Raw genomic sequence first — 25,561 nt, forward strand, 5'->3', positions numbered from 1 at the left:
ATCCATTTTCTATAAAATTACAGTGGCCCAGCGAAAGTACTTATATAATCCTCTATTAGTCTTAATCCCCCATCATAACCCGCATAACTGTCTGTTAGAACTATACGATTATAGGAAGGGAAAGCCACGGTAACGTGAAGAGCTCCTAATTCAGGTGCCGAATTTGCTTCAATTGAACTGGCAAATAAAAACTGGAAGGGCCTATCTTTTAATTTTTCACGTGCAAGGTGAGAATCTACTTCAAAGACCACTTCTGGTTTAATTGTTGAGGTTAAATCTTCACTTAATGCCTTAATTATTTCTTCACGATATTCTTCTGGTGGATTATCAGTTAACTGAATAATGTCAGGCAGATAACCCATTTCATTAACCAGGAACTTGTTGATGGCAATAGCGGTATTACTATCTGCCACCACTGCAAAGTAAGAATGAGGGCGTACAATTAAAAGTGCGTCCCCTGAATACTCAATGAAACGATATGATCTTCTTTCCTCTTCTTTAATGAAATTCTCCACTTTATCTGGAGAAATATCTAATTTTTTCCCCACAGTTCTCAAAAAGTGGCTGGTCTGTTTAGGGCCCAGGGGTACACTGGGGAAAGTTATGGAGGGAATGCCAAATTTTTCTTCCAGTTTTTTGGCAGTACGATGACCATTCCAGGTGGAAAGAACGATATTATATTCAGCAGCAGGCAAGTTTTTTAACTTTTCAAATCCATTTGCCTCTGTGAAAATAATATTAGGTTTTAATCCAATGTTTTCTAAGAGTTTTTTAATAGTAAGCAGTTCACCTTTCCAGAAGATATGCTGATAAGGCACCACTCCCAAAATATTTACCACACCTTTTTTTGTGGGAAGGGGGGTTAAAATCTGATCAATTAAAGCTTCAAAGAAGAGCTCATAACCTTCATAGGAATTCCCATTGAATCCAGGGGCATTGATATGGAATATAGGAATATCATTCTGGTATTCCCTGATAACAGCATCCACATCATCTCCAATTAGGGCCGGTATACAGCCAGAGATAACCACAAACCCATCACCTTCATAGACCTCATTAGAGGCATTGATTAATTTACGGAGTTTATCTTCCCCACCAAAAATCACGTGTTCTTCCACCAGTCCGGTGGTGGCAGTGCTGGTTCCCCCTACCGGTCCTCCTGCATTTTGTCCTCCTGCATATAACTGGCCAAAGAGTTGTCCCAGTCCACAACCTAATCCTGCATGGAGTAAGGGAACTAATCCATAAACCCCTAAAGCAGTTCCATACGCCCCTCCCAGAGCGCAGGAATATTTAGGTGCTTCTACATGATCTTTTCCTAATTCATGACTACTAAAATCTTCTTTGGGATTATTTTTGTTTTTTACCTCACCATTATCATTATAGCTCATTTTGATGACTCCGTATTAACATATTTTAGTGGATTGGGCTGATCATACCATGAATCTTTGTAACTATCAGCAGTTTTTTCTTTCATGGTACTTTCAAAGGCCTTATTTTCAAGGGATTGAAGAATGAATTCACCAAATGCAATAGCACCGGCATAGCCGCTTTGAGTACTCCATGGATCAGGGTCACCCCTCAGAGCATGTAATCTGGTAACTGATTTTTCACGTTTATAAGCTCCGCCCTGGAAGGGGCAGGTTAAGGTTATATCTGGATCTCTATTCCGGGTGATGTGTCCCTGTTCAGCTGCCTGGAAAGTGTTAACCAGAATATCAAAGTCTCCAGTTTCTTTAACTACATTTTCGATATCCTCCAGAATGAGATTATCAAAATCCTGGGTTAGAGCCGCTGAAGAACTAAGTCCTAGCTCGTCAAAGTAGGGTATCTGAGATAATAGTCTCCCCTGACCAAGGGACCCTAGCACTTCCAGTTTTTCTCCATTACCTTTGTAATTTAAGAGTTTTTTTCGTATTGCTTTTAATTTAGGAGCCCATACTTTATTTTCTTCTTTTATAAGGGCTTCAATTTCTTCTTCTTTTCCAGTGTGCTTACCAATCTGGCGCAACCACTCTTCCGTATTTTTGATACCCACCGGTGAAGGGTAAAGGAAATAAGGAACTCCAAATTCCTGTTCCAAACCCCTGGATAAGTAATCTGTATAAGTGGGACATAGTGGTGCGGTAACAGCTGCTTCTGATAGTTCTTCTAGCTGTTGTACTGATGCAAACTCAGGAATGAAATTTACTCTTAAGCCTACTTTTCCCAGTAATCTTTTAATTTCCAAACGGTCCTGCCAGGTGTAAGATAGCATACTGGCCACATTGACCAGGTCTTTTTGCTTTTTTTCTGGTTTTTTTACCAGGTATTTTAATACTCCATGCCAGAAAGCATCATATCCTGTTTGTACCAGCCTGGAACGGACTCCTTCACAGTGAACCGGTACGATTTTTGCCTTAACTTCCGGTTGTATTTCATTTACAGCCCCTTCAATGTCTTCTCCAATTACACCTGAAGTACAGGTAGTTAGAATGAAGATAGCTTTAGGATCATACCTTTTCTGTGCTTCTAGTACTGCATTTTTTAGTTTTTCGCTGGCACCATAAACCACGTCGCTTTGTTGCAGATTGGTGGTTATCCAGTTAAGTTCAAATTTTTCTGGTCGGCCCAGTTCAGGAGGCACAGATCGAAAAATCTCCCTGTATCCTAGAGAAGAAGAGGAGCAACCTAATGGCCCATGATATATAATAGCCGCATCTCGGATAGTGGATACCCTTACCGTTAAGTAAAAGTTTAATACACAACCTGAGGTTTGCTGCAGTTCCCTATCAAAACATTTAGTTTTTCCTGCTTTGGCATCTTCAATTAGCTGGGTGGCTTTTCCATAGTACACATTGGTACCATTTGCTCGCTGTTCCCGGTTAGGGCAGGTATTCTTATCCAGATCTATTTTATGGTCCGGATCATATTCTTTAGGTGGCATTCTTTTTCTCCATTTTAACTATAACAGCTGTTATAATATAATATAACATGTGTTATCTTATGATTTAATATTCTCTAATTCTAAACGGTTTACTTAAAAAATCTCTTCACACCACTATGGCTGAGGATGTGATATTCAACTTATAACAATTGTTATATTTAAAGTTAACGGCTGTTATATTTGAACCCACTATTCTGGTAGTGATCAGATAAGATACTATATAACAATTGTTATATTTAAACTTAACGGGTGTTATATTTTAATTATAAAAAATTATTCAAACTTATCCAGGTTGAGACTAATCTCATTTAAAGCCTCTTCAATAAATCCCGGATACATGAGGGGAATCATATTAGCATCAATTACTCTTTGCGATGCACCGGGTCCAATCTGACTAACCACCACTACCCTGGAATCTTTAAGTAGGTCCACCGTATCAATTAACTCCTCTTCATCATGCTGCTGGTAACTCACACAGCTAGGAGCAGTATTTCGTACTTCCACAAATTCAAATTTACCTTCTGCTTCAATATCAAATATTAAAAACTTGGTGGCCTTTCCAAAGTGCTGGTTAACAAATTTTCCATCGCTACTGGCCACTGCTACTCTAAGGGTCATATCATCACCAGGTAATTAAAAAAAGAAATATAATGGGTATTCAAGCTATTTTTTTACCTGCTTCAGGTCCAGGTTTAACTGAATAAATATCTTCCACAGTAAAGAGAATAGCGGATTTAGGTTCCAGTTCACTCATCACATTCTGAGCCCAGTCCACTACCTCATCAAAATATTCCCCTGATTTAAAAATTTCTACCGTTCCTTTAAACTGATACGGAAGAGATTTTGCATCCTGTACTATCAAAGATAGCTTGTGATTGTCTTCTAAATTTTTAATAGTTTTATTCATGTAATTATCAGCAATAAGAATTGTATTTTCATTTAAAGGTCTAGCAAATCCAATAGGTACCACATTAGGAACCCCTTCTTTACTTACTGTAGCTAGAAAAACCAGATTTTTTTCTATTGCTTCCATCATTTCTTCATTTAGTACCATCATAATCACCATATTTATTATAACTACTGTTAGAATAAATAATCTTTGAATCTAATAAATTCACGCTGAACTGAATTTTTACTTAAATTAAAGGTTTCTAGACAAAAATTATATATTCATAACAATAGTTATATTACAATTGTTATACTAGTATTTAAATAGAACATATTAATTTATAGAATTCTCAAAAAAAAAAGGTGATTTGTTGACTAAAATAAAATTTCTAGGTAGTATAAGAGAAATTACGGGAGAAAAGGAATTTAATATAGATTTTAAAGGTAATCTAGGAGATATTTTAGATATTTTGGATGAAAGATATGGAAAATTCAAAGAAAATATCCTGGATGATAATGGAAAAATAAAAGACTATATTAAAATCCTTATTAATGGAGAAAGTCCGGATTCAGAAGACTTTTACGCATATTCCTTAAAAAATAGTGATGAAATAGTTATTTTCCAAACCATAGCTGGTGGTTAAGTTGCAAATTGGATATTTATCCACACTGTATCATACCTCCTTTCAAATAAAAAATATCCAAACTAAAATTCAGGGCAATACCCTGGAATGGAAGTTATTTTCAACTGGTCCAGCCATGTTAGAAGCTTTTTCATCCGGTGAAATTGATCTGGGTTATATTGGATTACCTCCTGTTATAATAGGTTTATCTCGAGGGTTGAAATTAAAATGCGTGGCAGGAGGGCATATAGAAGGTACAGTTTTAGTAGCTACTGAAGAATTTGATTCCTATAATAATTCTACCGATATTGATAGTTTAATATCTCAATTTAAAGGAAAAACGATAGGAGTACCATCTAAAGGAAGTATACATGATGTTATTTTAAGAAAAATAACAGCAGGAACAGATATTCAAATAAAAAATTATCCCTGGGCAGATTTCATACCCAGCGCACTCCAGGATGGAGCAATTGATGCGGGAGTAGGAACACCCGCCCTGGCTGTAGCTTCCTCCCATTTAGCCTCAACCCACATCGTAATACCTCCAAATTTTTTATGGCCCTGGAATCCCAGTTATGGAATAGTTTCATCAGAAGACCTGATAAATCAGAATCCAGAATTTATAAAAGATTTTTTAGTAAATCATGAAAAAATGTGTAATTTTATCAAAAATAGCCCCATTCAAGCAGCGGAAATTGCCACTAAAGAATTGGGGATTAAGGATGTTAATTTTGGTGTGGAAATCTTTAAAATATCTCCCGGTTACTGTGCCAGTTTACCTCCAGAATATATAGAATCCAGCTTAAAGTTTGTTCCAGAGTTACAAAAACAGGGTTATATTGAGTCTAAGTTTAATAAAAGCGATATATTTTACACTGAAATTATTAAAGAAGTTCATCCTGAAAATCACCACTACAAATAATTAAAATCTTTTATTATTTATAGAATTAAGAATCATATGCATTTTTTAATTATCACTTTTTAAAATTATTCTAAAACAAAAAAAAATTACGTAAAAAATAAAAAAGGTATATTCAAGAAAACACCCGGGGTGGTTTTTGAATATTTTCCAGAAATTTATTTTTTGATCTGCTACTTCCCAGACGTTTCAGGGCATTTTCTATGGGCATATTAATTCCAAATGATCTAATACCTTGAAGAGATAATTTATTATTAGCTGCTGGACCAATTTGAGATGCCAGGAGATATTTGCAATCACTGATTATTTTCATGCTATTATATAGCATTTTTTCATGTTCTTCCAATTTCTCCGAAGGTGGGCTATTGTCCCTGGTTTCAATATACTGGTAGGAACCGTCTTCATCTATCTTGTATATCAGAAATTTAGTGGCCCTTCCAAAATGTTCGTCAATCATTTTTCCATTTTTACTACAAATTGCTACTTTAAATGATATTTCAATCACCATAATAAATTATAACAATTGTTATATTTTAGTTCGGTATTTATAAATCTATCGTAATTATATAAGGATAATCAAAAAAATTTATATAACAATTGTTATAGGATATTATAATTAATTGGGAACCTGAAAATGAAATACGATTTTAATCAAATAATTAATAGAAAAAAAACCAATTGTTTAAAATGGGATGGAATATCTTCCTATTTTGAGTGTGAAGACCTCCTTCCTCTATGGGTAGCAGACATGGATTTTCCAGTGGCCCAACCCATAGTTGATGCCCTGAAAAAAAGAGCTGCCCATCCTTTTTATGGATATACCCTGCCTGGAAAAGGGGTTATTGAATCTGTGATAGATAGGATGTGGAAAAAATTCAAGTGGAAAATCAAGCCAGAATGGATTTTATTCACCCCCGGGGTGGTTCCCGCTTTGCATGTAACAGTAAGATCCCTTACCCAGCCTGGAGATGAAATTCTTCTACAAGAACCAGTATACCACCCTTTTTTTGGTGTGGTAAAAAATAGTGGTTGTCACATCATTAATAATCCCCTTAAATTAGTTAAGGGTAGATATGAGATGGATTATGTAAATTTAGAATCAAAATTTCATAAAAATACCCGCCGTTTAAAAAATAAATCCCGTATTAAGGCTATTATATTCTGCAATCCCCACAATCCAGTAGGGAGAGTATGGGAAAAAGAAGAAATAAAGAAAATGGGTGAAATTGTTATTGGTAATGGTGCCGTGGTAATATCTGATGAAATACATTGTGAGATACTATTTAAGGGATATGAACATATCAGTTTTGCCACCATATCCCCTGAATTTGAACAAAACTGCATAGTTTGCACCTCTCCTAGCAAAACCTTTAACCTGGCTGGACTGGAAGTTTCTGCCATAATAATTCCCAATGATGAAATCCGGGAAAGATATATTAACACCCAATCAGGCATTGTACCTTTACCCAATTTATTTGGATATACTGCTTTAGAAGTAGCATATAAACAGGGAGATGAGTGGCTAGAACAGGTAATGAGTTATTTACAGGAAAACCTCGAATTTTTAAAAAAATATTTCACATCCAGAATACCTCAGATAAAAATCATAGAGCCCCAGGGGACTTATTTAATATGGCTGGATTGCCGGGAACTGGGCCTGGATAATGAATCACTAAAAGATTTTATGCAGCATAAGGCTCGGGTAGGGTTGGAAGATGGTTATATCTTTGGGGAAAAAGGCAGTGGATTTATGAGGATGAATATTGCCTGTCCAAGAATAATCCTAGAACAGGCAGCAGAGAGAATAGAAAAACAGGTTAGTCTACTTAAAAAATGATTTAGCCACCATGAACAAACCTACCCACCATGAATATCCACCATGAACAAACCTACCCACCATGAATCATTTTTAAAATTTTAATCTCATCCCTGGAACTTAAAATTTCACTTTCACGAACAATTTCCCCGTTTTTAATGATGGTACCCTCAAATAAACTAATGCCCAGTTTATGCATCACTTCTTTTCCTGTGAGTTCATCACCAGCTATCTCTTTTTTTGTATTATTTCCCATACCATCGGTAATAATAATGTGCAAGGTTAAGCCTCCTTTAATATAACTATTGTTAACTTAAAACATAAATTTTATGGTCATGGATATAGCATCCAAACCTAAAAAATTAAATTTCCCTCGTAATATCCTCAAAAAAGCGGGTAAATTGTTGGGCTAATCCCCGGTAGTGAGGGGCATAAGCTTTATAGAATCGTAATCTATCAGAGGGGATTCCCTGATTTTTAACTGACTCGCTTAATTCTTTTATCTTGGCTTTATGGGCCTCCAGCATACACTCATCTGGATATTCCGCCATAAGTACTCCATCTGCCCCGTGCAAAAAGGCATACATCAGATGATGAGGCATAATCCGGTTAATAGAAGGTATTTTAATAATACGTATAGCTTCCGGGTAACATAATCGGTTATTTCCTATGGCATCAGCGGCGGTGTAGCCCACATTATCCAGGAATGCCAGTATACGTATTTCTCCCTCTTTTTTATCGCTTAGAAGTCCCCTTATCTGAGCATAGAGTTCCAGATCATTTATACCTTTAATTTCAATGGCTTCCTGAGGGCATTGCCCGGCACAGGCCCCGCAACCCCGGCAGGCCATGGGATCAATGGCCATATTCTCTTCATCACGGTAAACTGCCTTGAATCCACAAATGTCCATACATTTACCACAGAGATTACACTGAGAGGTTTTAATTACTGCTACAGGGGGTTCAGCTTCAGTTCCGCTTTTTATCTGTTCTGATACTTTAGCTGCAGCAGCATTAGCCTGAGATACACTATCGGTTATATCCTTAGGTCCCTGGGCTGTTCCACATACAAAAACCCTTTCCATATCTGTATTTACCGGTTTAATTTTGGAGTGTTTTTCTTTGATAAATAGATCCTGGCTGAGTCCCACATTGAATTTCTGGGCAATGCGCATGGTACCTGGAGAAGGTTCTATGGCTTCAGAGAGTACCACCATATCTGTTTCAATTTCCAGGGGTTTTCTCTCCAGTGTATCTTCTACCCGCACCACCAGTTTATCATCTTTTTTAGTTACTTCACCTGGTCGACCTCTTATGAGTTTTATGTCTTTATCCTGTACATAGCGGAGGTAATTTTCATACATTCCCACGGTCCGCATATCAGTGTAACATATCACCACTTCTGTTTCAGGAAAACGTTCCCGGATGATACTGGCATGTTTTAAGGCTACCATGCAACATACTTTAGAGCAGTACCTTTTACCATCATCTTTTTCATCCCGGGATCCGGTGCACTGCACCATCACCACTCTTTCTGGCCTTTTTCCATCAGAGATTTTCAATAGTTCACCCTGAGTAGGTCCATTAACCCCCAGGATTCGAGCCAGGTCCATCTGGGATATTACATCATCAAAACGCTGGTAACCATATTCTGGTCTTTTATTCAAATCAAAACTTTCATGGCCGGTGGCAATTACCACGTTACCTGCCTCTAAGGGAATGATTTCTGATTTTAGATTGAAGTCAATAGCCCCCACGGTGCAGACTTTCTCACATTTTCCACAGCGTATACAGTTTTCCAGGTCAATGTTATACACATCTGGAACTGCCTGGGCAAATGGTTTATATATGGCCTTACGGGTGGTCATCTTCTGGTTCCATTCATCAGGAACATCCACCGGACAAACTTCCACACAACGACCACAGGAAATGCACAAATCCTCATGGACAAATCCAGTTTGTTTTTCTAATATAATTTTAAAATGGGTGGAACGTCTTCCGGCACGTAGGAGGTTGGTTTTAGTAAGAATCCGGATATTTTTATGGTTTATTACCTCATTTATAATGGGATTTAAAATACAAAGGGAACACTCCTCGGCTAATTTTTCCGGAGAAAAAACTTTACCAATTTTTACCATGTTACCCCCAATGGTGGGGTTTTTTTCAATAATACAGGTTTTGACTCCTTGATTAGCCAGTGATAAAGCCGCGGTAATACCAGAGATTCCTCCACCAAAAACAGCAGCGCTTTTTTCAGTTTGACGTATTATTTTATCCAATGCCTGGGCCTTTTTAACCTTTTCTACACCAGATTGAGTTAATTCAATGGCTTTTTTGGTGGCTTTAGCTGAATCTGAGTGTACCCAGGAGCACTGTTCTCTGATATTAACCATTTCCACCATGTAGGGGTTTAATAAATCAGCATAGTTCTGGAAAGTTTTAAGGTGGGTGATAGGTGAACAGGCCGCAATAACCACCCGGTCCAGTTCCTTATCAATTATTTCTTCCCGGATATGGCGCCGGCAGTTAAGAGAACACAGGTTTTCAAATTCTCCTACAAAGTCCGCCTGGATACTATCCTTTAATTTAGCCATGTCCACCGTATGGGATATATTTCCTCCACATCGACAAAGGAATACCCCTACCTTTTCTGGATCTTTAGTATCTTCCTCTTTAGTAAGAGGATGGTTTTTTTCCAATTTTGATTTGGTGGTGCTCATTATAATCAGATTTTTAAATTTATTATTCTACAGGGGATTTATTTTTTATTTTTTCCAGTATCCCTTCTACCGGGACAGAATGGGTTTGTATCCCTGCTATTTTATAGGGGTCCGCGCCCATGGCCAGGGCCATTAGCTGGGCAATATTTAAATGAGTCAGATTTAGTTTTCTTCCCAGTTCTTTTTCCACTACAGGCTGATAGCGATCCAGTTGCATCTGACAGTTGGGACACATGTGCAAAAGCAGGTCCGCTTCACCCTCCAGGGCCAAAAGCTTATCTGCGGTGGCAGATAATGATAAATCCCGGTTGGCAAATCTCTGACTAAAACCTGCCCCACAGGTGGCTTTTTTAAAATCATACCAGTCCACCACCTGGGCCCCGCAACTACTGGAGAGTTCATCCAGTACCATGGGGTTACGGGAAGGGGTTATAGAATCTTCAGGATAAACCTTGCAGTAGTGGCAGGCATGGTGACTGGCTATTTTAATACCAGATAAATCCAGTTTAATCTCCTTAGAAATTTTTTCTTTCAGGGAATGGAATACTTCCACCACATGGAAGATATTATGCTCACTGCTTAGATCACCGGCCTGGTATTGCATATGGGATAGGCCTGCTTTTTTTAATATATCATTAACTTCCTGGCGGGCATTTTCATTGGAATTTAATAATTTTATGGTTTTTTTCATAATTGCATAGCAGGTGGAACATAAGGTGGTTATATTCTCATGACCACTGCGGCGGGCCAGATAGAAATTCCGGACGGCCAGGGCGGTGGTGGATAGCTGGTCAAAAAGATCATAGTAATATCCCAGACCGGTGCAGCAGGACTGGTCTGGATCAACCCGGTACTCCACTCCCATTTTATCAAAAATGTACCGGGTGGATGACTCCACTCCCGGGTATTCCACATTAACCAGACAGCTTTTAAATAAAAGAATATTTTTGTGAGGAATTTTTTTCATCTTATATCCTTACTTAGTTTTTTAAATAAATTAGGGAATTCTTAAATAAAAATAATTAGACTATTCAGGATTCATGGCATCTTTTAAATTCTTCTAGACGACTGGTAAATCCAGATGAGCTTAGGATACTTTTAACTTCTTCTAAGGCCTCTCCTTTGAGATTGTAGTCTTCAAGTCCCAAATCATGGCGGATATCCTCCAGGTTGATTTTAAGTTCCACATACTTCTGGCCAAAGTCGGCTACCAGACCATCGAAAAAGTCGCTGGGAATGGAACCCACCCCAAAGTCCAGGTAACTGTAACCATATGCCAGGAATTCATAGATCCGGGCATTGTTTTCCCCTTTTAGTAGAATTTTTTGTCTTAAAATCTGGTTAACTATACAGGGACTGTTGTTGGCCGGGCAGTTACTGCCGCAGGTATAACAGTAAAAACAGTTCCATATATCAGGGTTATTCATTATTTCTGGATTATTATCCCGGACCATTTTAACCATTTCCCGGGGATCATAGTCACTGTGCCGGGCGGCAGGACAATTGGAGGTGCAAAGACCACACTGTAAGCATCGTTTAATTCCCATTTCAGGAAAAGCCCGATAATCGTTTCTTACATCTTCTAATAGAGAATCTGTATCTCCTTTAGGGTCTTTTTTTATCATTAAATAGGACCTCATAAAACAATCAGTATTAATTAAGAGTAAATCATTATAGACTTAGTTCCAATTAATATACTTTGTGGTTAGATTAATATACCTGGTGCTTAAATCCCACCATCACCTAATTTTAAAAAATCAATTCCCTATATAACGTGCATACAATGATCGAGCTATATTACCATCACTGGTTCCCTTGATTATGGCCCTGGCATCTCTGAATATGGAGATTTCATAATCATCGATTTTAAATAATACCAAAAAGTCTGAGGCCTTTACCTGTCCTAATGGCTCCAGTTGCCCAGCTAATTCTTTTAGTTTTAATTTTTGGGGGCGAGCAGGAGTAATTTGAATGGCGTTTCTACCACACAAAGAAGTGAGTACTTCCTTATCTTCTGCATTTAAAAATTCATAGTCTCCTTCACCACAGCAACTGCAATCTTCCACCTTTTTAACCACTATGTGGTCTATGGAATTGTTCCATGCATCATAAACCACCAGAGTACCATCTGCATTAGAATCAATTTCTTCTAAAAGGATTTTTAGAGCCTGAGTACTTTCCATGGATCCCATTATAGCAGTAGCTGTATTTAAAACCCCCATGGTATCACAGGTGGGTAGAGCTCCTGGGCTGGGTATATGGGGATAAAGGCACTTCAGGCAGGGGCCGGAGGGTAATATATTCATAATCATTCCCGAGGTGCCGATAGCACCGGTGTATATCCATGGTATTTTATGGATGGTGCAAAAATCATTGATTAGCATCCGGGTCTGGATATTATCTGTGGCATCCAGAACCACATCAGCATCAACTAATAATTCATTTATATTGGTATGATTCAAATCAGCCACCACGGGATGGATATTGATATCAGAATTTATAGCCTCCAACCTTTTAGCAGCAGATAAGGCCTTAGGTTCTCCCACATCCTCTTCAAAAAAAAGCATCTGTCTTTGCAGGTTACTTAATTCCACAAAGTCCCTATCAATAATGGTTATATTCCCTACACCTGCCCTGGCCAGGTTATTGGCTGCTACGGTGCCCAGAGCACCACAGCCCACAATAACTGCTTTACTATTTAGAAGTTTTTTTTGACCTTCTTCACCAATATTTGATAAAATAACCTGTCTGGAATATCTTTTTAGCATTTATATTTCCTCTTAATGAATTTTAACTTGTAATTAATCCTAAATCTGGTTAATTAATTAAATAAATGATTTTAATATATTAAATAATAAAAATAATTGAAATTTAAAGAATTATTTAATAATAATTTCATCCCAAAAGCAATTAGACACATTCTTCTAATTCTTGAGAGTTTTTCACGCCCTTAGAATTTTCCTGAGCAATAATTTTGGCCAGTTTCTTTGCCAGGCCCACAATGGTCAGGATTGGTGGCCTGCCAGGAGCCCGGGGAATTACACTGGCATCAGCAACGAATAGTCCTTTAATAGATGTCTGAAGGGAGTTATCCACCACTTTACCCATGGAAGCAGTTCCTCCCGGATGGGCACCTCGGATAGGACTTATTACCAGGGAATTAGAATCGGCACCAATTCCAAATAAAATATCTGATGACTTTTTAATTCCTTCTTTAAATAAATCAATATCTTTATTGGTTAAATCTTTTATAACATTTCCATCTTCGTCTAAAAACCCATTTGATTCATCAGCAATTTTTATCATGAATCCTACCACATCTTCTGGTTTAACCTCAATTTCTCTGCCCTGATTTTTGAATTTTTCTTCAATTAGTGGAGGAAGATAAGCAGAATAATGGGGAGAAATGAAATATGGACCAAATTCAGATTTAACTCCCATAGGAATTTCTTTATTAAATTTAGAGTCTTTGAGATAAGCCCCGACAGTTATAAATAAATCACAGAATAAATCTTCACCAACACCATCTTTGATGTTGGAATTTCTTAATATTAAAGGAGTATTTAAAGCTCCGGCCGAAATAATTACTTTATCTGCTTTTATAGTCACTTTCCTTCCATTATGAATTCCTTCTACTCCAGAAACTTTTTTTCCATGATGAATAATTTTTGTGACTTCAAATTCAGTTATTAACTCTGTTCCAGATTCTATAGCATCTTTTACAAAATGTGATGAGTCCCACTTGGCCTGGGGCTTACAATCAGCCAGACAGTTTCCACAGTTGATACATTTAGAAAAATCAATGAATTTTGGCATGGCTTCCATGAAAAAGCCTAAGTCTTCCGCTGTTTCGGTGATTTTTTGAGTGATTGGGCCTCTAAAATCATAGGGGAGGGGGTTAATGTGCATTTCTTTTCCAGCATCTAAAAACTCATTATATAGCTCTAGATCATGCACCTGAAACTGGGTGGTGGTTGAATCAGCGTAACAGGTACTACAAGCATAACAAGCATTAGCCAGAGAAACAGAAGTGGTTCCCCCCACTCCCTCAAGATACATCAACTCGATATTAAGTCGATGAACATTGTCTGTAATGTCCTCACTGTTTTTATCCGTATTTTTATCCCCAATATCAATATTCTCTTCTTTTGCAAGTTTTTGAGAATCTGGATTCTGTGAGTTGGAAATGGTTTCTTCTAAATTAGATTTTGAAGTATTATCATAATTAGAAGGGCTGATTTCTTCAACCAGACCATTTAGCTTATTGTATAATGCTTTTTCATCCGCATCTGATGAATTGGAAATCACCTTCTTATTAATAATATGGCCTGCTGCTTGGCCAGTTTCATAATAATTGCCTTTCTCTAGTAAAACAACTTCATTTCCTTGTGTTGCTAATTCACGAGCAATTGTTGCTCCTCCAGCACCACTACCTATTATAACAATTTTTTGGCTCATTTTACCACGGGTATAATTATAAATTTCTTATTTTCTAATTAATTTAGTAAATTTCAGTCATGATTTTTCAACTAAAATTTTCTGACTTTTTCTTCCCTATTAACTATTGTTATATAACGATAGTTAAATATATAGTTTTGGATGGAATTTAAAGCAAAATATAAAAATTTATTTTTTAATTAAAAATTTATTAATTAATTTTTAATAAAATAATAGAAAAATAAGGAGAAATTAATTTGAATTTTCTCTTCCAATTCTTAGGGCATTGAGAATAACTGCCAGAGTTAGTACCATGTCTCCAAAAGTAACAGCCATCCATAATGATACAAATCCGAATACTGCAAAAACTACCAGGGATATTTCAATTAATAGGGCTGCTGCTACATTCTGTTTCACAATATTCATTGTTTTATTGCTTAAATGTATTAGGTAGTTGATTTTAGAAATATCATCATGCATTAATGCTATATCCGCGGTTTCTATTGCCACATCTGAACCGGCAGCACCCATTGCTATGCCTACATTAGATCGTGCAAGTGCTGGTGCGTCATTTACGCCATCACCAACCATGGCCACAGATTCATTCTTAGTTAATAATTCATCAATGATTCTAACTTTATCTTGTGGTAACAATTCAGCATAATATTCATCTATTTCCAGATTTTCCGCGACTGTTTTGGCAGTTCTATCATTGTCACCAGTAAGCATTACAGTTTTAATTCCATTATTTTTTAATTCCTTAACTGTGCTTTTTGATAGGTCCCGAATCTTGTCTCTTAATCCAATTAAACCTACAATATGTTTATCATTACCTACCAGTACGGCCGTTTTCCCCTGATTTTGAAATTTATGTATTAAATCATCTGGAAATTCATAGTGAGATTTAAAAAGACTTTTTTTACCAATATAATGCATTTCACCATTGATTTTTCCTTTTAAACCATTTCCAGTAATTGATTCAAAATCTTTTACATCATTTAATTCAATATCTGATTTTTCTACCTGTTTCATGACTGCTTGGGCTATTGGATGCTTGGATTTAGATTCTAATGAACCAGCTATCTTAAAACTTCATTTAAGGAATGATTATTTAAATTGATAGTATCTGTTACTTCTAATTCGCCTTGAGTTAAGGTTCCGGTCTTATCAAATACCATTACCTTAATTTTTTGCATTTCTTCAATGTATTTAGACCCTTTAATTAAGACACCGTTTTTGGTACTTGCCGTTATTCCAGAAACCATAGCTACCGGAGTAGATAAAAGAAATGCACAGGGACAGGATATTATGAGGAGAACTAATGCCCGGTAAACCCAGGTATCTAAAGGCAATCCAAATATTACTACGGGTACTGTGGCAACCATTGCTGCTGTTAAGATTGCAGCCGGCGTGTAGTATTTTGCTAATTTATCTATGAAATTTTCTGTGCTGGATTTTCTTTTTTGTGATTCTTTAACCAGTTCCACTATTTTTGAGAGAACGGTTTCATTAGATCTTTTTGTTACTTCAATTTCCAGATAACCTTCTTCATTTAATGTTCCGGCAAATACATCGTCGCCGATGGTTTTGGTCACCGGTATGCTTTCTCCAGTTATTGGGGCTTGATTTATGGCAGAGATACCTTCAGTAACTATTCCATCTAATGGTATTTTGTCTCCGGGTTTAACAACGATAATGTCACCAATACTTACTCTATTTACCTGAGTTACCTTATTTTTTCCATCTTTTTTCACAGTAGCTGTATCTGGTGCGAGTTCTAGGAGTGCTGCTATTGATTTTCGTGCCTTTTCCCCGGCGTAATTTTCTAAATATAATGCAATATAAAATAAGAAGATTACTACTGCTCCGTCTGCACCAGAACCTATTAAAAATGAACCTAAGACTGCCAGGGTCATTAAAAAGTTCACGGTAAAATGACCTTTTAAGAGCGCTCGAATTCCGTTTTTAATTATTTCATATCCCGCAATGGCAATTACTGACAGAAAAAACAATTCAGGCAATATTTCGGGACCTTTAAAGAAATCAAGGTATAAACCTAACACCAGTAAAATTGCTGAAGTGGATATAATTATTAATGGTTTTCTATTCCATATCTGTTCTTTTTCTTCCAGCAGGTCCTCTTCACATCCACAGGTACTGCAAGATTCACCAATTTCACAAGTATCTGGCTTATCTATTTCATTTTTAGAATCTTCATTGCATCCACAGGAATTATCAATAGAATCCACATTATTTTTAGAATCTTCATTGCATCCACATCCACAGGATTCTTCGTCTTTTTTAGTGTTTATGGTATTTATGGCTTGAGAATTAACATCAGAATCTTTTTGAGGAGAATTGACGTGTTTTTCATTGGTTTTGGGCATTTAATTCACCGGATTGATTAGAGTATTTTTCTAATGTTCATATTATTATATATTCATATGTATTCTACTTATTTAAATCTTTCTTGTAAGAAAAAAATCTTAAGTGAAAATAATGGTATTTCCGTAATTAAACCTTTATTTGAATAAATTCATTATAATTAGACTTATTGATTAAATTTAATGAAAATAATAATTTTTACAGTAGAATAAACAATTAAAAATGAAAAAAAATTTTGAAAATATGAATTCATTTTTTTATGCTCAAAGAATGAAAAAATGAAAAAAATATTTAAAGTTTTTTAGTTCTGATTACTCATTCAAATACAATAAACCAGTAGATCGGGCCATGAAAATGGTCAGGAATGGCAATATTATAATGGGAACCAGAATTATACCCACCAGTAATAGTCCCAGTACATAAGAAACTAAAACGGCCATAGTAGTCACGAAGTAGGTAGCAATAACCCGTATTATAACTTTTCCCCACCGGATACTGCTTATTCTTTCTCTAATCTCGGAAATTGCAAATGCAGATCCCATGTTATCCTGATAGGCCATATTGGAAATACCAATAAATGTTACAATATAGTATAACAATCCGACAGGAATCATAATCAGGTAACTTAAGAATATTCCCAGATACATTACCCAAATGAAAACTCCAGAACCTGCTAAAAATGCCGGGCTTAATGTTGAAGGATCGGCCATAGAACCGGCTATTCCCAGGAAACTGCCAATAAGGCCTAATATGAGGAAAATTATGAATATAGGAATAACGGCTAAAATACCAAATATTATGGTGTAAATTAATTGTACCAACAGTACTTTTAAACCATCCACTGTCAATTCTCCCCAGTCATCAAAATCAGGCATTTCATCCAGACCGGCCAGAGTGGATTTAATTACTCTAAAAAAGTAGCCGTTAACCAGGAAAAAGGCAATAAGCATAATTAATATCCCTATAAAAATTAATAATCCTAAAACAAAACCATTATTGGAAATTGCACCAATAAAAATAAAAACAAACAAAATTAAAAACGGAACAAACAAAATACCTCCAAGAGTGGCCACTTTGCCCCAGCTTGATCTGGCATATTCCAACGAATTAACAATATTCTGATCAATATCCATCAAATACCTCCTAAAATAATTATAATTGATAATATAATTCAAATCAGAATATATTTTTATTTATTTAATTATTATAGGCCCATTTAATATAATTTAATAAAATTAGGATTATGAATAGTTATTTTTTTAAATCGGTAAGGCCTGGAGCTTATTTAACTCCAAATCTTATTTTCCATTTATAACATTCGTAATCTCAGAACAATCTACTCAGAAAAAGATAGCATTATAAACATTAAGATTTAAGGAAATTTTATGAAAGTTTATCTATACGTATTAAATACATTAGCAGATTGGGAAATAGCTTATTTAACTGCTGAAATCAATAGTGGCAGATATTTGGATAAAACAAAAACTCCGGTTGAGCTTATAAAAATTGGGAATAGCACAGAACCCATAAAAACCATGGGCGGTATTACAATTACTCCAGATGAGGATATTGATAATATCAAGTTTGAGAAAGGTGATTTACTTATTTTACCTGGAGCAGACACCTGGAGCGAAGAGGAAAATAAAAAAATAATAGATATTGTTTCCAGTATTATAAATGAAAAAGTAATCATTGCCGCAGTTTGTGGAGCCACCATAGCCCTGGCCAATAAAGGAATATTGAACCATAGAAAACATACCAGCAATGACCTGGAAGTTTTAAAGATGTTTTGTCCGGATTACGCCGGAGAAGATTTCTATATAAATCAACCAGCAGTTACAGACGACAATCTAATAACCGGCAGTGGCCTTGCCCCCTTAGAGTTTTCATATGAAGTATTAAAACGAACAAATCTAATGAAAACTGAAACACTGGAAGCCTGGTACCAATTATATAAAACCAATGAACCAAAGTATTTTTATGCCCTAATGCAATCCCTTGAAGAAGCATAGGAATCTTTGAATTAAATATTATTTTTTTCTAAAATTTTAGTTTTTATAAAAAAAATTTCTAGAAATATCAACCATAAGGCAAAATATAGTCAATATATCGATTTATAAACCATTTCAATATTACTTGCTCTTTTATGAAAGCCAAAATTAATTTAATGATATCCCTAATATTTTAAGTAGAATTTAGATGATAGAATATACATCTGCAATTTAATTTAGCGTGGTTTCTGATTTTTAGGCTTTAAATCAAACTTCGTAAAATTCCGGTTTAGCGAAGATGGTTTTGAAATTCTATTTTAGATTAAAAAATTCAATAAGTTTTGGTTCCTAGAACTTCATATCAATAAATTCGCACATCGTGAGCTACCAAAGACGACAATATTTCATCTTTAATCTTTTCTTTTCTTTCATCAGATATATCTGCATGTAAAATTAGTTGATCATTATTAAGATTAATATCAAAAACAGTGCCTGGAAATCCGTCAAAATCATGCTTTGGTCTTTCCCAATCTTGTAAACAATCTGAAAGTTTTAGAAGAAAAGCAACAGGAGCTTTTGAACGATCAATTTTGGCATTCTCAAAACACCTTTCAGGAAGATTGTGAATATAAATCGCGGAACATGCAGATACAACATCGCTCTCAAAATATGTTTGGTTCCAGTTTATTTTCTCAGAAATTCCATATGTATCTGAATATTTTCTTTCGGGATTGTATTTTTGGTACATAAGATCAATCACGTATAATAAAGTAAGTGAACTAATCATACCGTGACAAATATCACCCGATTTAATCATCTGATTATATTCGTCTTCAACGTTAATTTCAAGCTCCCATTCATTGATTCGATTTTGAATTAAATCAAAGCTATTACGATTATTTGTCAATCTTTCAAGTCCAACTGGAACAACCTTAATAACAATATCTTCTGAGGTTACGTTAAGTTCTCTCTTTATTTCGTTGATTTTATTTGAATAGGGATTTAATACATAATTTGCAATTTCTAATGGATAACCAATATCATGGAAAAGGCCTGCAAGTTTCCATTGAAATTCATCCACGTGAATTTCACTTATAAGATTAAGAAATTTTTCATTGAGATAAATTCCCAAAATAAAACTAATCAATGCATGTACCACATGATCCCTAACCCATGGTTGGAGTTCACGAATACCATATTCGACTTTGGCCAGTTCAACAACATGTCTATAAAGTTTCTCTTTCCCATGTATTCCCATTATATCTTTTATAATATCACTTGCTTTCTCTCTTCTTTCCTCGAATGATTGACAATGGAACAAAAATTGCTCCATTTCGTATGGATTACAGTCATAATCACAAAAATAGCTTTTAGTTTCATTAAATAATTTCCTATTTATGCTCAATGTCATCCCCCACATTAATTATAGTTATTCTATGTGAAAAGAATAATGAAAGAGTATTAAGATGCAAAAGTTTCCTGAGCTTGCTCTTCCTTCAAAACTTCTTTAATTTCAGGATCACCTATATCTGTAATCCCTTTAACATCTTTAATTTTTTCTTTAAGATCTAAAGTCCTTATTTTAGCATTTCTAATAATAGTATCATAAGTAAAAGGATAAATAACAGATTTCCCAAATGTTAATTCTTCATCATCTTCAGGATTTACCTTAGATCCTAATACATAGCATTCTATTTCAGTATCTTTCTGAAGTTTTCCATGTGTTCTTATTTTTTTAACATAGAATTTTGCCTGATCTATTTCTTCATCAGTTATTACAGATGCTCCCTTTTTGAGTTCTAGAATTAGAACTTTTCGATACCCAATGACCTTAGATTTTTTTAGTTTATCACTTCCGTAAATATCCCAAATATCTCCTTCAGGTGTAGCTACAAAATCAGGTCTTTTATTTGAACCTTCAAATTTGGTTTCTACACCTAAAACTTCTCTAAGGGCTCTTCTTAAGGATTTATTTGATGTGAAGTTGGTAGAACCTTCATATTCCGGTCCGAACATCCAAAGACCTTGTTCAAATAATGGTTGTAATTGATGCAACTCATCAGTATTTATATCATCAACTAGTTCCTCTAGTTTAGCTATTAATTCTAATCTCCAATAAAGCTCATCTAAAACAGTATATGCGTCTTCTACACTCCATTTATCCAAGATTTCTACCATTTTATCCATATCATCAGGATCCATTTCATCCAACTTTTCTAAAAGTTCATGTTTTCTAGTTGATTTTTCCATAGTGGCTAAAATAGAAACTATTTTAGATAAATCTTCTATCCCTACAGAGCATTGATCAAGAACTACATCTATAAATTCACCAATTTCTCTTTGATTTACAGGATTTAATGCTTTTAAATTTTCCTTACTTTTTTTTACAACCTTAATTTTTTTATTCCTATGAGAATGTTGTAAAAAATCTTTTGCTATGCTACTTATTTCATCTTTAACAAATTTTTTTACTTTCTGTACAGTTTCAGTGTCCTCAAAACCTGTCCAATCTGTCTTTACATGATTTTCCAAAAAATCCGCAATGATACAGAAAACATACTTATTTTCTAAAGAATCTTTTCCACTTAATGGAATTCCCAATTGTTTCCACGTATTTACTTCAGCACATCTTTGATCTACCCACCATGCAACTTGATATTGGGATAATCGTTTGTTATACCTTTCACGAGGAATTTGAACTATAGTAAGTGGATTACCATCAAAAGTACGATCGTGTTTATCATAATTTGCTAAATCTAACAATTTTATCTCATTATTATTGATATAAACTTTAAAATGAGGATCTGCTCCAAAACGAGTACTAATTGCAGATTCTAAATCCCCTAACCCCATATAATTACCGTAAATTGGACATTCAATCAAGGTACCTGAAGACTCATCTTCATAAGATTCATTAGATTCAAGTATTATTTCAGCATATTCGCCTTTTTCTTTTGATTTCTTTACCGTGAAGATGAATTTCTCATTATTTTTCCAAGTAGTAACTTTATACTGTTCTGAAAAACCAAAAAGTCCTAAACGTCCTTTACCGTTCCTTCCAAGTACTTTCCTACTGACTTTATTTTCTAATTCAATTGCATTACCTATATTTTTTCTTTTATCTCCACCTAAAGCCGTCCAAAACTCAAAAAATTCATCTTCATTCATGCCATGCCCATTATCTTTTATAGAGAATACACTACCATCTGCTAAACCATCTATAATAGGCCAATCGATTTTTACTTCAGTTGCTTTTGCGTCCCATGAATTAGATACTAATTCAATTAAAGTTATATCCGGATGTTGTGTAATCTCTTTTGCAAATTTCTCTTCAAAATTATCCCCAAATTTGAAATATTTAGTGAGTTTTTTTCCCATCAGATCCCCTTTTTTGAATTTTATGAAAAAATAACAAATAAATATAATTCTAAAATAAAACAATTAAAACTTACTATTTTCTTTTCAGATTTTATTAAAAATAGTCATGTTTTTTGTTCATTTTAAATGATAAAATATTAATAAGTATTTTAAAAAATTTATTTTAATTATCTTCAATATTTATCCCTAAATCAGTCAAACGACTGCAAATATCATCGGATAATTCCATTCTTTCTTATCACTGAGTTTCTGCCGGATATCCTTGATGATGTTAAGATAACTGAAATCAGATAAATAAGTAATAATAGAATTTTATTTACTACTCATTTTCTCAATTTTCAAAGTATCATAATACTCCTGTGCCTCTGGTTTATCAGTGAAACTATGCACTAACTCTTTGTTCTCTTCAACAATTGTCTTAACATCATCATATGTGATATTGAAAAATTCTTTTCTACTATTTACTTTATTCACTCTTTTATGATCAAATCGGTTATGTAAATCTTTTTCTAACTCAAAAGCTTCTTTACTGAAAATAAATACATGAGAATCGAATTTAAATGGAACTGAAGCATTGGATAATTCTCTTACTCTATCTTGAGGTTCATCTCTTCGTGTTACCCCTATTTTATACACATCTTCTCCAAAGGAACCTATATTGGATAAAATATATACATACCCTGCACCTGTTCGCTTTCTTCTATCAGCTATCTGCTCAATATCATCATTACTTTTTGCTAAAGCTAGCTCTAATTCTCTGATTTTAAGTTTTAGTTTTTCTTTCTCTTCATCAGATGAACTTTCTCTTAATTCAGCCCCTATTTTATTAAGATCATTTTCCAACTTCTTTTTTTGTGCATTGATTCTTTTCTCTTCAGCATCTAATTGTTTTTGTATTTTCCGCTCTTCTCTTTCCTGTTCCCTTGCTTCTCTCAGTAACTCTTTTTCTTCTTGCTTTTTCAACTCATATTCAATAGCTACGTCAAGTTCTTGTAATTTCAAATCCAAATATTGTGGAGTGATTTTTATAGCATTTCGTTCATTTAATTTATTTAACGTTTCGAATGATTTTCTTATTCTTTTAACTGAATTTTCTCTATTTGAAATCTTAACTTTGCTTATTGCCATTTCACAATCTAAATTGAAATTTCTAAGAATTTGTTTTATATTGGCATTAGTCATTGCTCTACCTTTTTGTATACTATCATCAACCCTCCATTCAGTTTCACATATTGCCGCCGTTTTATTTTTTATATGCTCTTTTTGTTTTTGCCTTATTTCATCCCATTTTTCTTTATATGATACAGCTGTTAAAAAATCATATTTTGGTTGATATAAACCAACTTCTTGCATTTCTAGCGCATCATCTACGAATATTAATCCTTTCTTTTTCTCGTTTAACTCATTATTTAAATTAGCTAATTGAGTTTCTTTTTCTTTAAATTTAAGACTCAATTCTTTCGCCATTTCTTCCTCTATCTCTCTTAAGGTATTATCAATATTAGCTAAATCTTCTTTTTTATCCCTCAATTGAGCATCTATTTTTCTATCTTTTTCTGCTGCTCTTTTTTCAAATTCAACATCTAAATTAGCAAATTGATTTTCTTTTTCCTTTAATTTATTATCAATATTGGCCAATTCTTTATTTTTATCCTTCAATTTTTCATTTATTTCATTTTCATCTTGATTGGCTTTCTTGTTTAAAAAATATGCTCCAATTATTATCAGTGGAATTCCTAAAAAGAATAGATACACAGATATTGTCAAAATTAAACCAATGATTATTAATGCTAGTCCATGATCACTAAATTTAACCAAAAAAATCACCCATCCAATTTATCATATAATATGATTTATTACATAATATAATAATTAATATTTACTATTTAATCTATAACATATCATAAAAAAGGAGAGATATTAGATTGATTAGTTTGTCTGATGCAATTGCTACATTAATTATTGCATAATTGCTACAATTTTTACTTTTTGTTAATTTTTATCCAATGGAAACAAAAACTAGATGAAAAAAATTATAAGAATGTTTTTAAAAATGAAAGCCACATTGGGAGCTATACGGAAATTTCTTAGATATATTAATTAATCCTCAACATCAATACCCAAATCATTCAATCGGGCCCGAATATCATCAGATAAGGCCCATTCTTTCTTTTCCCTTAGCTTCTGCCTAACATCCTTAATAATATCCAGTAATTCTCCAGAAATATCCCCACTATCAGACTTACCGGCCAAATCAAAGCCCATAATTTCCCCGAATTCATTGAAAAATGAAATTATATCTTTCAATACTTTTTCTGAAGGTTTTTTATCATCAAAGGCCTTATTCAATTCTTTAACAAAATTAAATATATGTGCTAAAGCTTCAGGTGTATTAAAGTCATTGTCCATGGATTCAAAGAATTTAGTCTGATAATCTTCTAACAATCCACTGAAATAAGCATCATCATTACCATCAGAACTACCCACTAACTCATTTAATTTTTCCAAGGTCTTTTGAATTCTCTTCAAGCTTTTAGCGGCCTGTTCTAAGGTTTTTTCACTGAAATCTATGGGACTGCGATAGTGAGTGGACAAAACAAAGAATCTGAAAATTTGAGGATCATAATCTTCCAGTAAATCCCGGATGGTGATGAAGTTCCCCAGTGATTTGGACATTTTCTCCCCGGAAACATTTAAAAAACCGGTGTGCATCCAGTAGCGTACCATGGGGCTCTTATCAGAAGCGGCCTCCATCTGGGCAATCTCGGCCTCGTGGTGGGGGAAAATCAGGTCCAATCCGCCGCCGTGAATATCGTACTGGGGCCCGAAGTATTCTTCGGTAATGGCCGTATCCTCAATGTGCCAGCCCGGCCTACCCGGTCCCCAGGGTGAATCCCAAACAGGTTCTTGATCCTTTTTTTTCCATAGGGCAAAATCACCAGGGTTTTTCTTACTGGAATCTAAATTTACCCTGTGAACATTTAAATCCTCTAAATTTCTCCGGGAGAGTTTTCCAAAGTTCGGAAATTTAGATTCATCAAAATAAACCCCAGATTCGGTTTCATAGGCAAAACCTTTTTGGATAAGGGTTTCAATTTGAGTTATAATTTCTGTAACATGATCCGTGGCCCGGGCAAAGAAATTAACACCATTGACACCTAATGCTTCCATGTCCTCCTGATAGCGTTTCTCAAATTTCAAGGCCAGTTCTTTTGGATCTGTACTTGATTCTAAAGCCCGGATAATTATTTTGTCATCAATATCAGTGATATTTTGCAAATAAAAAACAGTGTACCCTTTAAATTCTAAGTACCGCTTAATAATATCAAATGAAATATAAGTACGAGCATGGCCAATATGGGCATCATCATAAACCGTGGGGCCGCAGACAAAAAGTTTGACCCTTTTCTCATGCATTGGCTCAAAATCTTCTTTTTCCCGGCTCATGGTGTTGTAAATTTTCATTATGATCCCTGCT

22 protein-coding genes are annotated in these 25,561 nt (G+C 34.8%); 4 read left to right on the top strand and 18 right to left on the bottom strand.

All coding sequences use genetic code 11. From position 1 onward, the window contains the following. Positions 1-17: 17 nt before the first annotated feature. The 4 genes from HYG87_RS01345 to HYG87_RS01360 all read right to left on the bottom strand — a co-directional run bounded on the left by HYG87_RS01345 (position 18) and on the right by HYG87_RS01360 (position 3,980). Positions 18-1,391: a nitrogenase component 1 gene (locus tag HYG87_RS01345; protein WP_211533446.1), complete on the bottom strand. Its 1,374-nt coding sequence runs from the start codon at positions 1,389-1,391 to the stop codon at positions 18-20. Then, a complete protein-coding gene (locus HYG87_RS01350; RefSeq protein ID WP_211533447.1) occupies positions 1,388-2,926 on the bottom strand; it encodes a nitrogenase component 1 in 1,539 nt (512 codons plus the stop codon). The genes HYG87_RS01345 and HYG87_RS01350 overlap by 4 nt, the downstream gene beginning before the upstream one ends. Positions 2,927-3,199: 273 nt before the next feature. Next, positions 3,200-3,544, bottom strand: coding sequence for a NifB/NifX family molybdenum-iron cluster-binding protein (locus HYG87_RS01355; RefSeq protein ID WP_211533448.1), 345 nt, complete (start codon positions 3,542-3,544; stop codon positions 3,200-3,202). A 40-nt stretch (positions 3,545-3,584) separates the two neighbouring features. Beyond that, positions 3,585-3,980 carry a pyridoxamine 5'-phosphate oxidase family protein gene (locus HYG87_RS01360; RefSeq protein ID WP_211533449.1) on the bottom strand — a complete coding sequence of 132 codons (396 nt, stop codon included), beginning with the start codon at positions 3,978-3,980 and terminating at the stop codon, positions 3,585-3,587. Positions 3,981-4,185: 205 nt separating this feature from the next. Here HYG87_RS01360 and HYG87_RS01365 point away from each other — a divergent pair, with 205 nt between their 5' ends. Further along, positions 4,186-4,458 carry a MoaD/ThiS family protein gene (locus tag HYG87_RS01365; protein ID WP_211533450.1) on the top strand — a complete coding sequence of 91 codons (273 nt, stop codon included), beginning with the start codon at positions 4,186-4,188 and terminating at the stop codon, positions 4,456-4,458. A 1-nt stretch (position 4,459) separates the two neighbouring features. After that, a complete protein-coding gene (locus HYG87_RS01370; protein ID WP_211533451.1) occupies positions 4,460-5,359 on the top strand; it encodes an ABC transporter substrate-binding protein in 900 nt (299 codons plus the stop codon). A 112-nt stretch (positions 5,360-5,471) separates the two neighbouring features. Here the strand turns inward: HYG87_RS01370 and HYG87_RS01375 are convergent, their stop codons facing one another. Further along, positions 5,472-5,864 carry a NifB/NifX family molybdenum-iron cluster-binding protein gene (locus tag HYG87_RS01375; RefSeq protein ID WP_211533452.1) on the bottom strand — a complete coding sequence of 131 codons (393 nt, stop codon included), beginning with the start codon at positions 5,862-5,864 and terminating at the stop codon, positions 5,472-5,474. 126 nt (positions 5,865-5,990) lie between these two features. Between HYG87_RS01375 and HYG87_RS01380 the strand changes: the two genes are divergently transcribed. Continuing rightward, a complete protein-coding gene (locus HYG87_RS01380) occupies positions 5,991-7,193 on the top strand; it encodes a MalY/PatB family protein (RefSeq protein WP_211533453.1) in 1,203 nt (400 codons plus the stop codon). 52 nt (positions 7,194-7,245) lie between these two features. Here the strand turns inward: HYG87_RS01380 and HYG87_RS01385 are convergent, their stop codons facing one another. The 9 genes from HYG87_RS01385 to HYG87_RS01420 all read right to left on the bottom strand — a co-directional run bounded on the left by HYG87_RS01385 (position 7,246) and on the right by HYG87_RS01420 (position 17,847). Further along, positions 7,246-7,452: a MoaD/ThiS family protein gene (locus HYG87_RS01385; RefSeq protein ID WP_211533454.1), complete on the bottom strand. Its 207-nt coding sequence runs from the start codon at positions 7,450-7,452 to the stop codon at positions 7,246-7,248. 82 nt (positions 7,453-7,534) lie between these two features. Further along, on the bottom strand, positions 7,535-9,892 hold the full coding sequence (gene hdrA / locus HYG87_RS01390; RefSeq protein ID WP_211533455.1) for a ferredoxin:CoB-CoM heterodisulfide reductase subunit HdrA: 2,358 nt from the start codon (positions 9,890-9,892) through the stop codon (positions 7,535-7,537). Positions 9,893-9,914: 22 nt separating this feature from the next. Then, a complete protein-coding gene (gene hdrB, locus HYG87_RS01395; protein ID WP_211533456.1) occupies positions 9,915-10,859 on the bottom strand; it encodes a ferredoxin:CoB-CoM heterodisulfide reductase subunit HdrB in 945 nt (314 codons plus the stop codon). A 64-nt stretch (positions 10,860-10,923) separates the two neighbouring features. Beyond that, positions 10,924-11,517 (bottom strand): 4Fe-4S dicluster domain-containing protein, encoded by a 594-nt coding sequence (locus HYG87_RS01400; RefSeq protein WP_211533457.1) that lies wholly within the window; start codon positions 11,515-11,517, stop codon positions 10,924-10,926. A 132-nt stretch (positions 11,518-11,649) separates the two neighbouring features. Then, the gene (locus tag HYG87_RS01405; RefSeq protein WP_211533458.1) at positions 11,650-12,660 is read right to left on the bottom strand and encodes a ThiF family adenylyltransferase; all 1,011 of its coding nucleotides are present in this window, start codon (positions 12,658-12,660) and stop codon (positions 11,650-11,652) included. A 142-nt stretch (positions 12,661-12,802) separates the two neighbouring features. Beyond that, a complete protein-coding gene (locus HYG87_RS01410; protein ID WP_211533459.1) occupies positions 12,803-14,350 on the bottom strand; it encodes an FAD-dependent oxidoreductase in 1,548 nt (515 codons plus the stop codon). Positions 14,351-14,581: 231 nt separating this feature from the next. Further along, positions 14,582-15,361: a heavy metal translocating P-type ATPase gene (locus HYG87_RS11030; protein ID WP_256438693.1), complete on the bottom strand. Its 780-nt coding sequence runs from the start codon at positions 15,359-15,361 to the stop codon at positions 14,582-14,584. Between the two features lie 47 nt (positions 15,362-15,408). After that, a complete protein-coding gene (locus tag HYG87_RS11035; protein WP_256438694.1) occupies positions 15,409-16,716 on the bottom strand; it encodes a heavy metal translocating P-type ATPase in 1,308 nt (435 codons plus the stop codon). Between the two features lie 309 nt (positions 16,717-17,025). After that, positions 17,026-17,847 (bottom strand): DUF4013 domain-containing protein, encoded by an 822-nt coding sequence (locus HYG87_RS01420; protein ID WP_211533460.1) that lies wholly within the window; start codon positions 17,845-17,847, stop codon positions 17,026-17,028. 252 nt (positions 17,848-18,099) lie between these two features. Here HYG87_RS01420 and HYG87_RS01425 point away from each other — a divergent pair, with 252 nt between their 5' ends. Next, complete coding sequence (locus HYG87_RS01425) at positions 18,100-18,726, top strand: type 1 glutamine amidotransferase family protein (protein WP_211533461.1); 627 nt, start codon at positions 18,100-18,102, stop codon at positions 18,724-18,726. Positions 18,727-19,066: 340 nt separating this feature from the next. Here HYG87_RS01425 and HYG87_RS01430 read toward each other — a convergent pair whose 3' ends face one another. The 4 genes from HYG87_RS01430 to cysS form a co-directional block, all read right to left on the bottom strand. After that, positions 19,067-20,110, bottom strand: a complete 1,044-nt coding sequence (locus HYG87_RS01430) for a hypothetical protein (RefSeq protein WP_211533462.1) — start codon at positions 20,108-20,110, stop codon at positions 19,067-19,069. A gap of 56 nt (positions 20,111-20,166) precedes the next feature. Continuing rightward, positions 20,167-22,083, bottom strand: a complete 1,917-nt coding sequence (locus tag HYG87_RS01435) for an ATP-binding protein (protein WP_211533463.1) — start codon at positions 22,081-22,083, stop codon at positions 20,167-20,169. A gap of 312 nt (positions 22,084-22,395) precedes the next feature. Next, positions 22,396-23,901 carry a DUF4041 domain-containing protein gene (locus tag HYG87_RS01440; protein ID WP_211533464.1) on the bottom strand — a complete coding sequence of 502 codons (1,506 nt, stop codon included), beginning with the start codon at positions 23,899-23,901 and terminating at the stop codon, positions 22,396-22,398. A 282-nt stretch (positions 23,902-24,183) separates the two neighbouring features. After that, entirely contained in the window at positions 24,184-25,548 is a 1,365-nt protein-coding gene (cysS, locus tag HYG87_RS01445; RefSeq protein ID WP_211533465.1) for a cysteine--tRNA ligase, read from the bottom strand. Positions 25,549-25,561: the final 13 nt, after the last annotated feature.

This window comes from Methanobacterium alkalithermotolerans (assembly GCF_018141185.1).
GTDB classification, from domain to species: domain Archaea; phylum Methanobacteriota; class Methanobacteria; order Methanobacteriales; family Methanobacteriaceae; genus Methanobacterium_F; species Methanobacterium_F alkalithermotolerans.

Coding starts and splice junctions, on each gene's coding strand:
- HYG87_RS01345 (WP_211533446.1), bottom strand. CDS start 1,391: ATGAGCTATAATGATAATGGTGAGGTAAAAAACAAAAATAATCCCAAA.
- HYG87_RS01350 (WP_211533447.1), bottom strand. CDS start 2,926: ATGCCACCTAAAGAATATGATCCGGACCATAAAATAGATCTGGATAAG.
- HYG87_RS01355 (WP_211533448.1), bottom strand. CDS start 3,544: ATGACCCTTAGAGTAGCAGTGGCCAGTAGCGATGGAAAATTTGTTAAC.
- HYG87_RS01360 (WP_211533449.1), bottom strand. CDS start 3,980: ATGGTACTAAATGAAGAAATGATGGAAGCAATAGAAAAAAATCTGGTT.
- HYG87_RS01375 (WP_211533452.1), bottom strand. CDS start 5,864: ATGGTGATTGAAATATCATTTAAAGTAGCAATTTGTAGTAAAAATGGA.
- HYG87_RS01380 (WP_211533453.1), top strand. CDS start 5,991: ATGAAATACGATTTTAATCAAATAATTAATAGAAAAAAAACCAATTGT.
- hdrA (WP_211533455.1), bottom strand. CDS start 9,892: ATGAGCACCACCAAATCAAAATTGGAAAAAAACCATCCTCTTACTAAA.
- hdrB (WP_211533456.1), bottom strand. CDS start 10,859: ATGAAAAAAATTCCTCACAAAAATATTCTTTTATTTAAAAGCTGTCTG.
- HYG87_RS01400 (WP_211533457.1), bottom strand. CDS start 11,517: ATGATAAAAAAAGACCCTAAAGGAGATACAGATTCTCTATTAGAAGAT.
- HYG87_RS01405 (WP_211533458.1), bottom strand. CDS start 12,660: ATGCTAAAAAGATATTCCAGACAGGTTATTTTATCAAATATTGGTGAA.
- HYG87_RS01410 (WP_211533459.1), bottom strand. CDS start 14,350: ATGAGCCAAAAAATTGTTATAATAGGTAGTGGTGCTGGAGGAGCAACA.
- HYG87_RS11030 (WP_256438693.1), bottom strand. CDS start 15,361: ATGAAACAGGTAGAAAAATCAGATATTGAATTAAATGATGTAAAAGAT.
- HYG87_RS11035 (WP_256438694.1), bottom strand. CDS start 16,716: ATGCCCAAAACCAATGAAAAACACGTCAATTCTCCTCAAAAAGATTCT.
- HYG87_RS01420 (WP_211533460.1), bottom strand. CDS start 17,847: ATGGATATTGATCAGAATATTGTTAATTCGTTGGAATATGCCAGATCA.
- HYG87_RS01425 (WP_211533461.1), top strand. CDS start 18,100: ATGAAAGTTTATCTATACGTATTAAATACATTAGCAGATTGGGAAATA.
- HYG87_RS01435 (WP_211533463.1), bottom strand. CDS start 22,083: ATGGGAAAAAAACTCACTAAATATTTCAAATTTGGGGATAATTTTGAA.
- cysS (WP_211533465.1), bottom strand. CDS start 25,548: ATGAAAATTTACAACACCATGAGCCGGGAAAAAGAAGATTTTGAGCCA.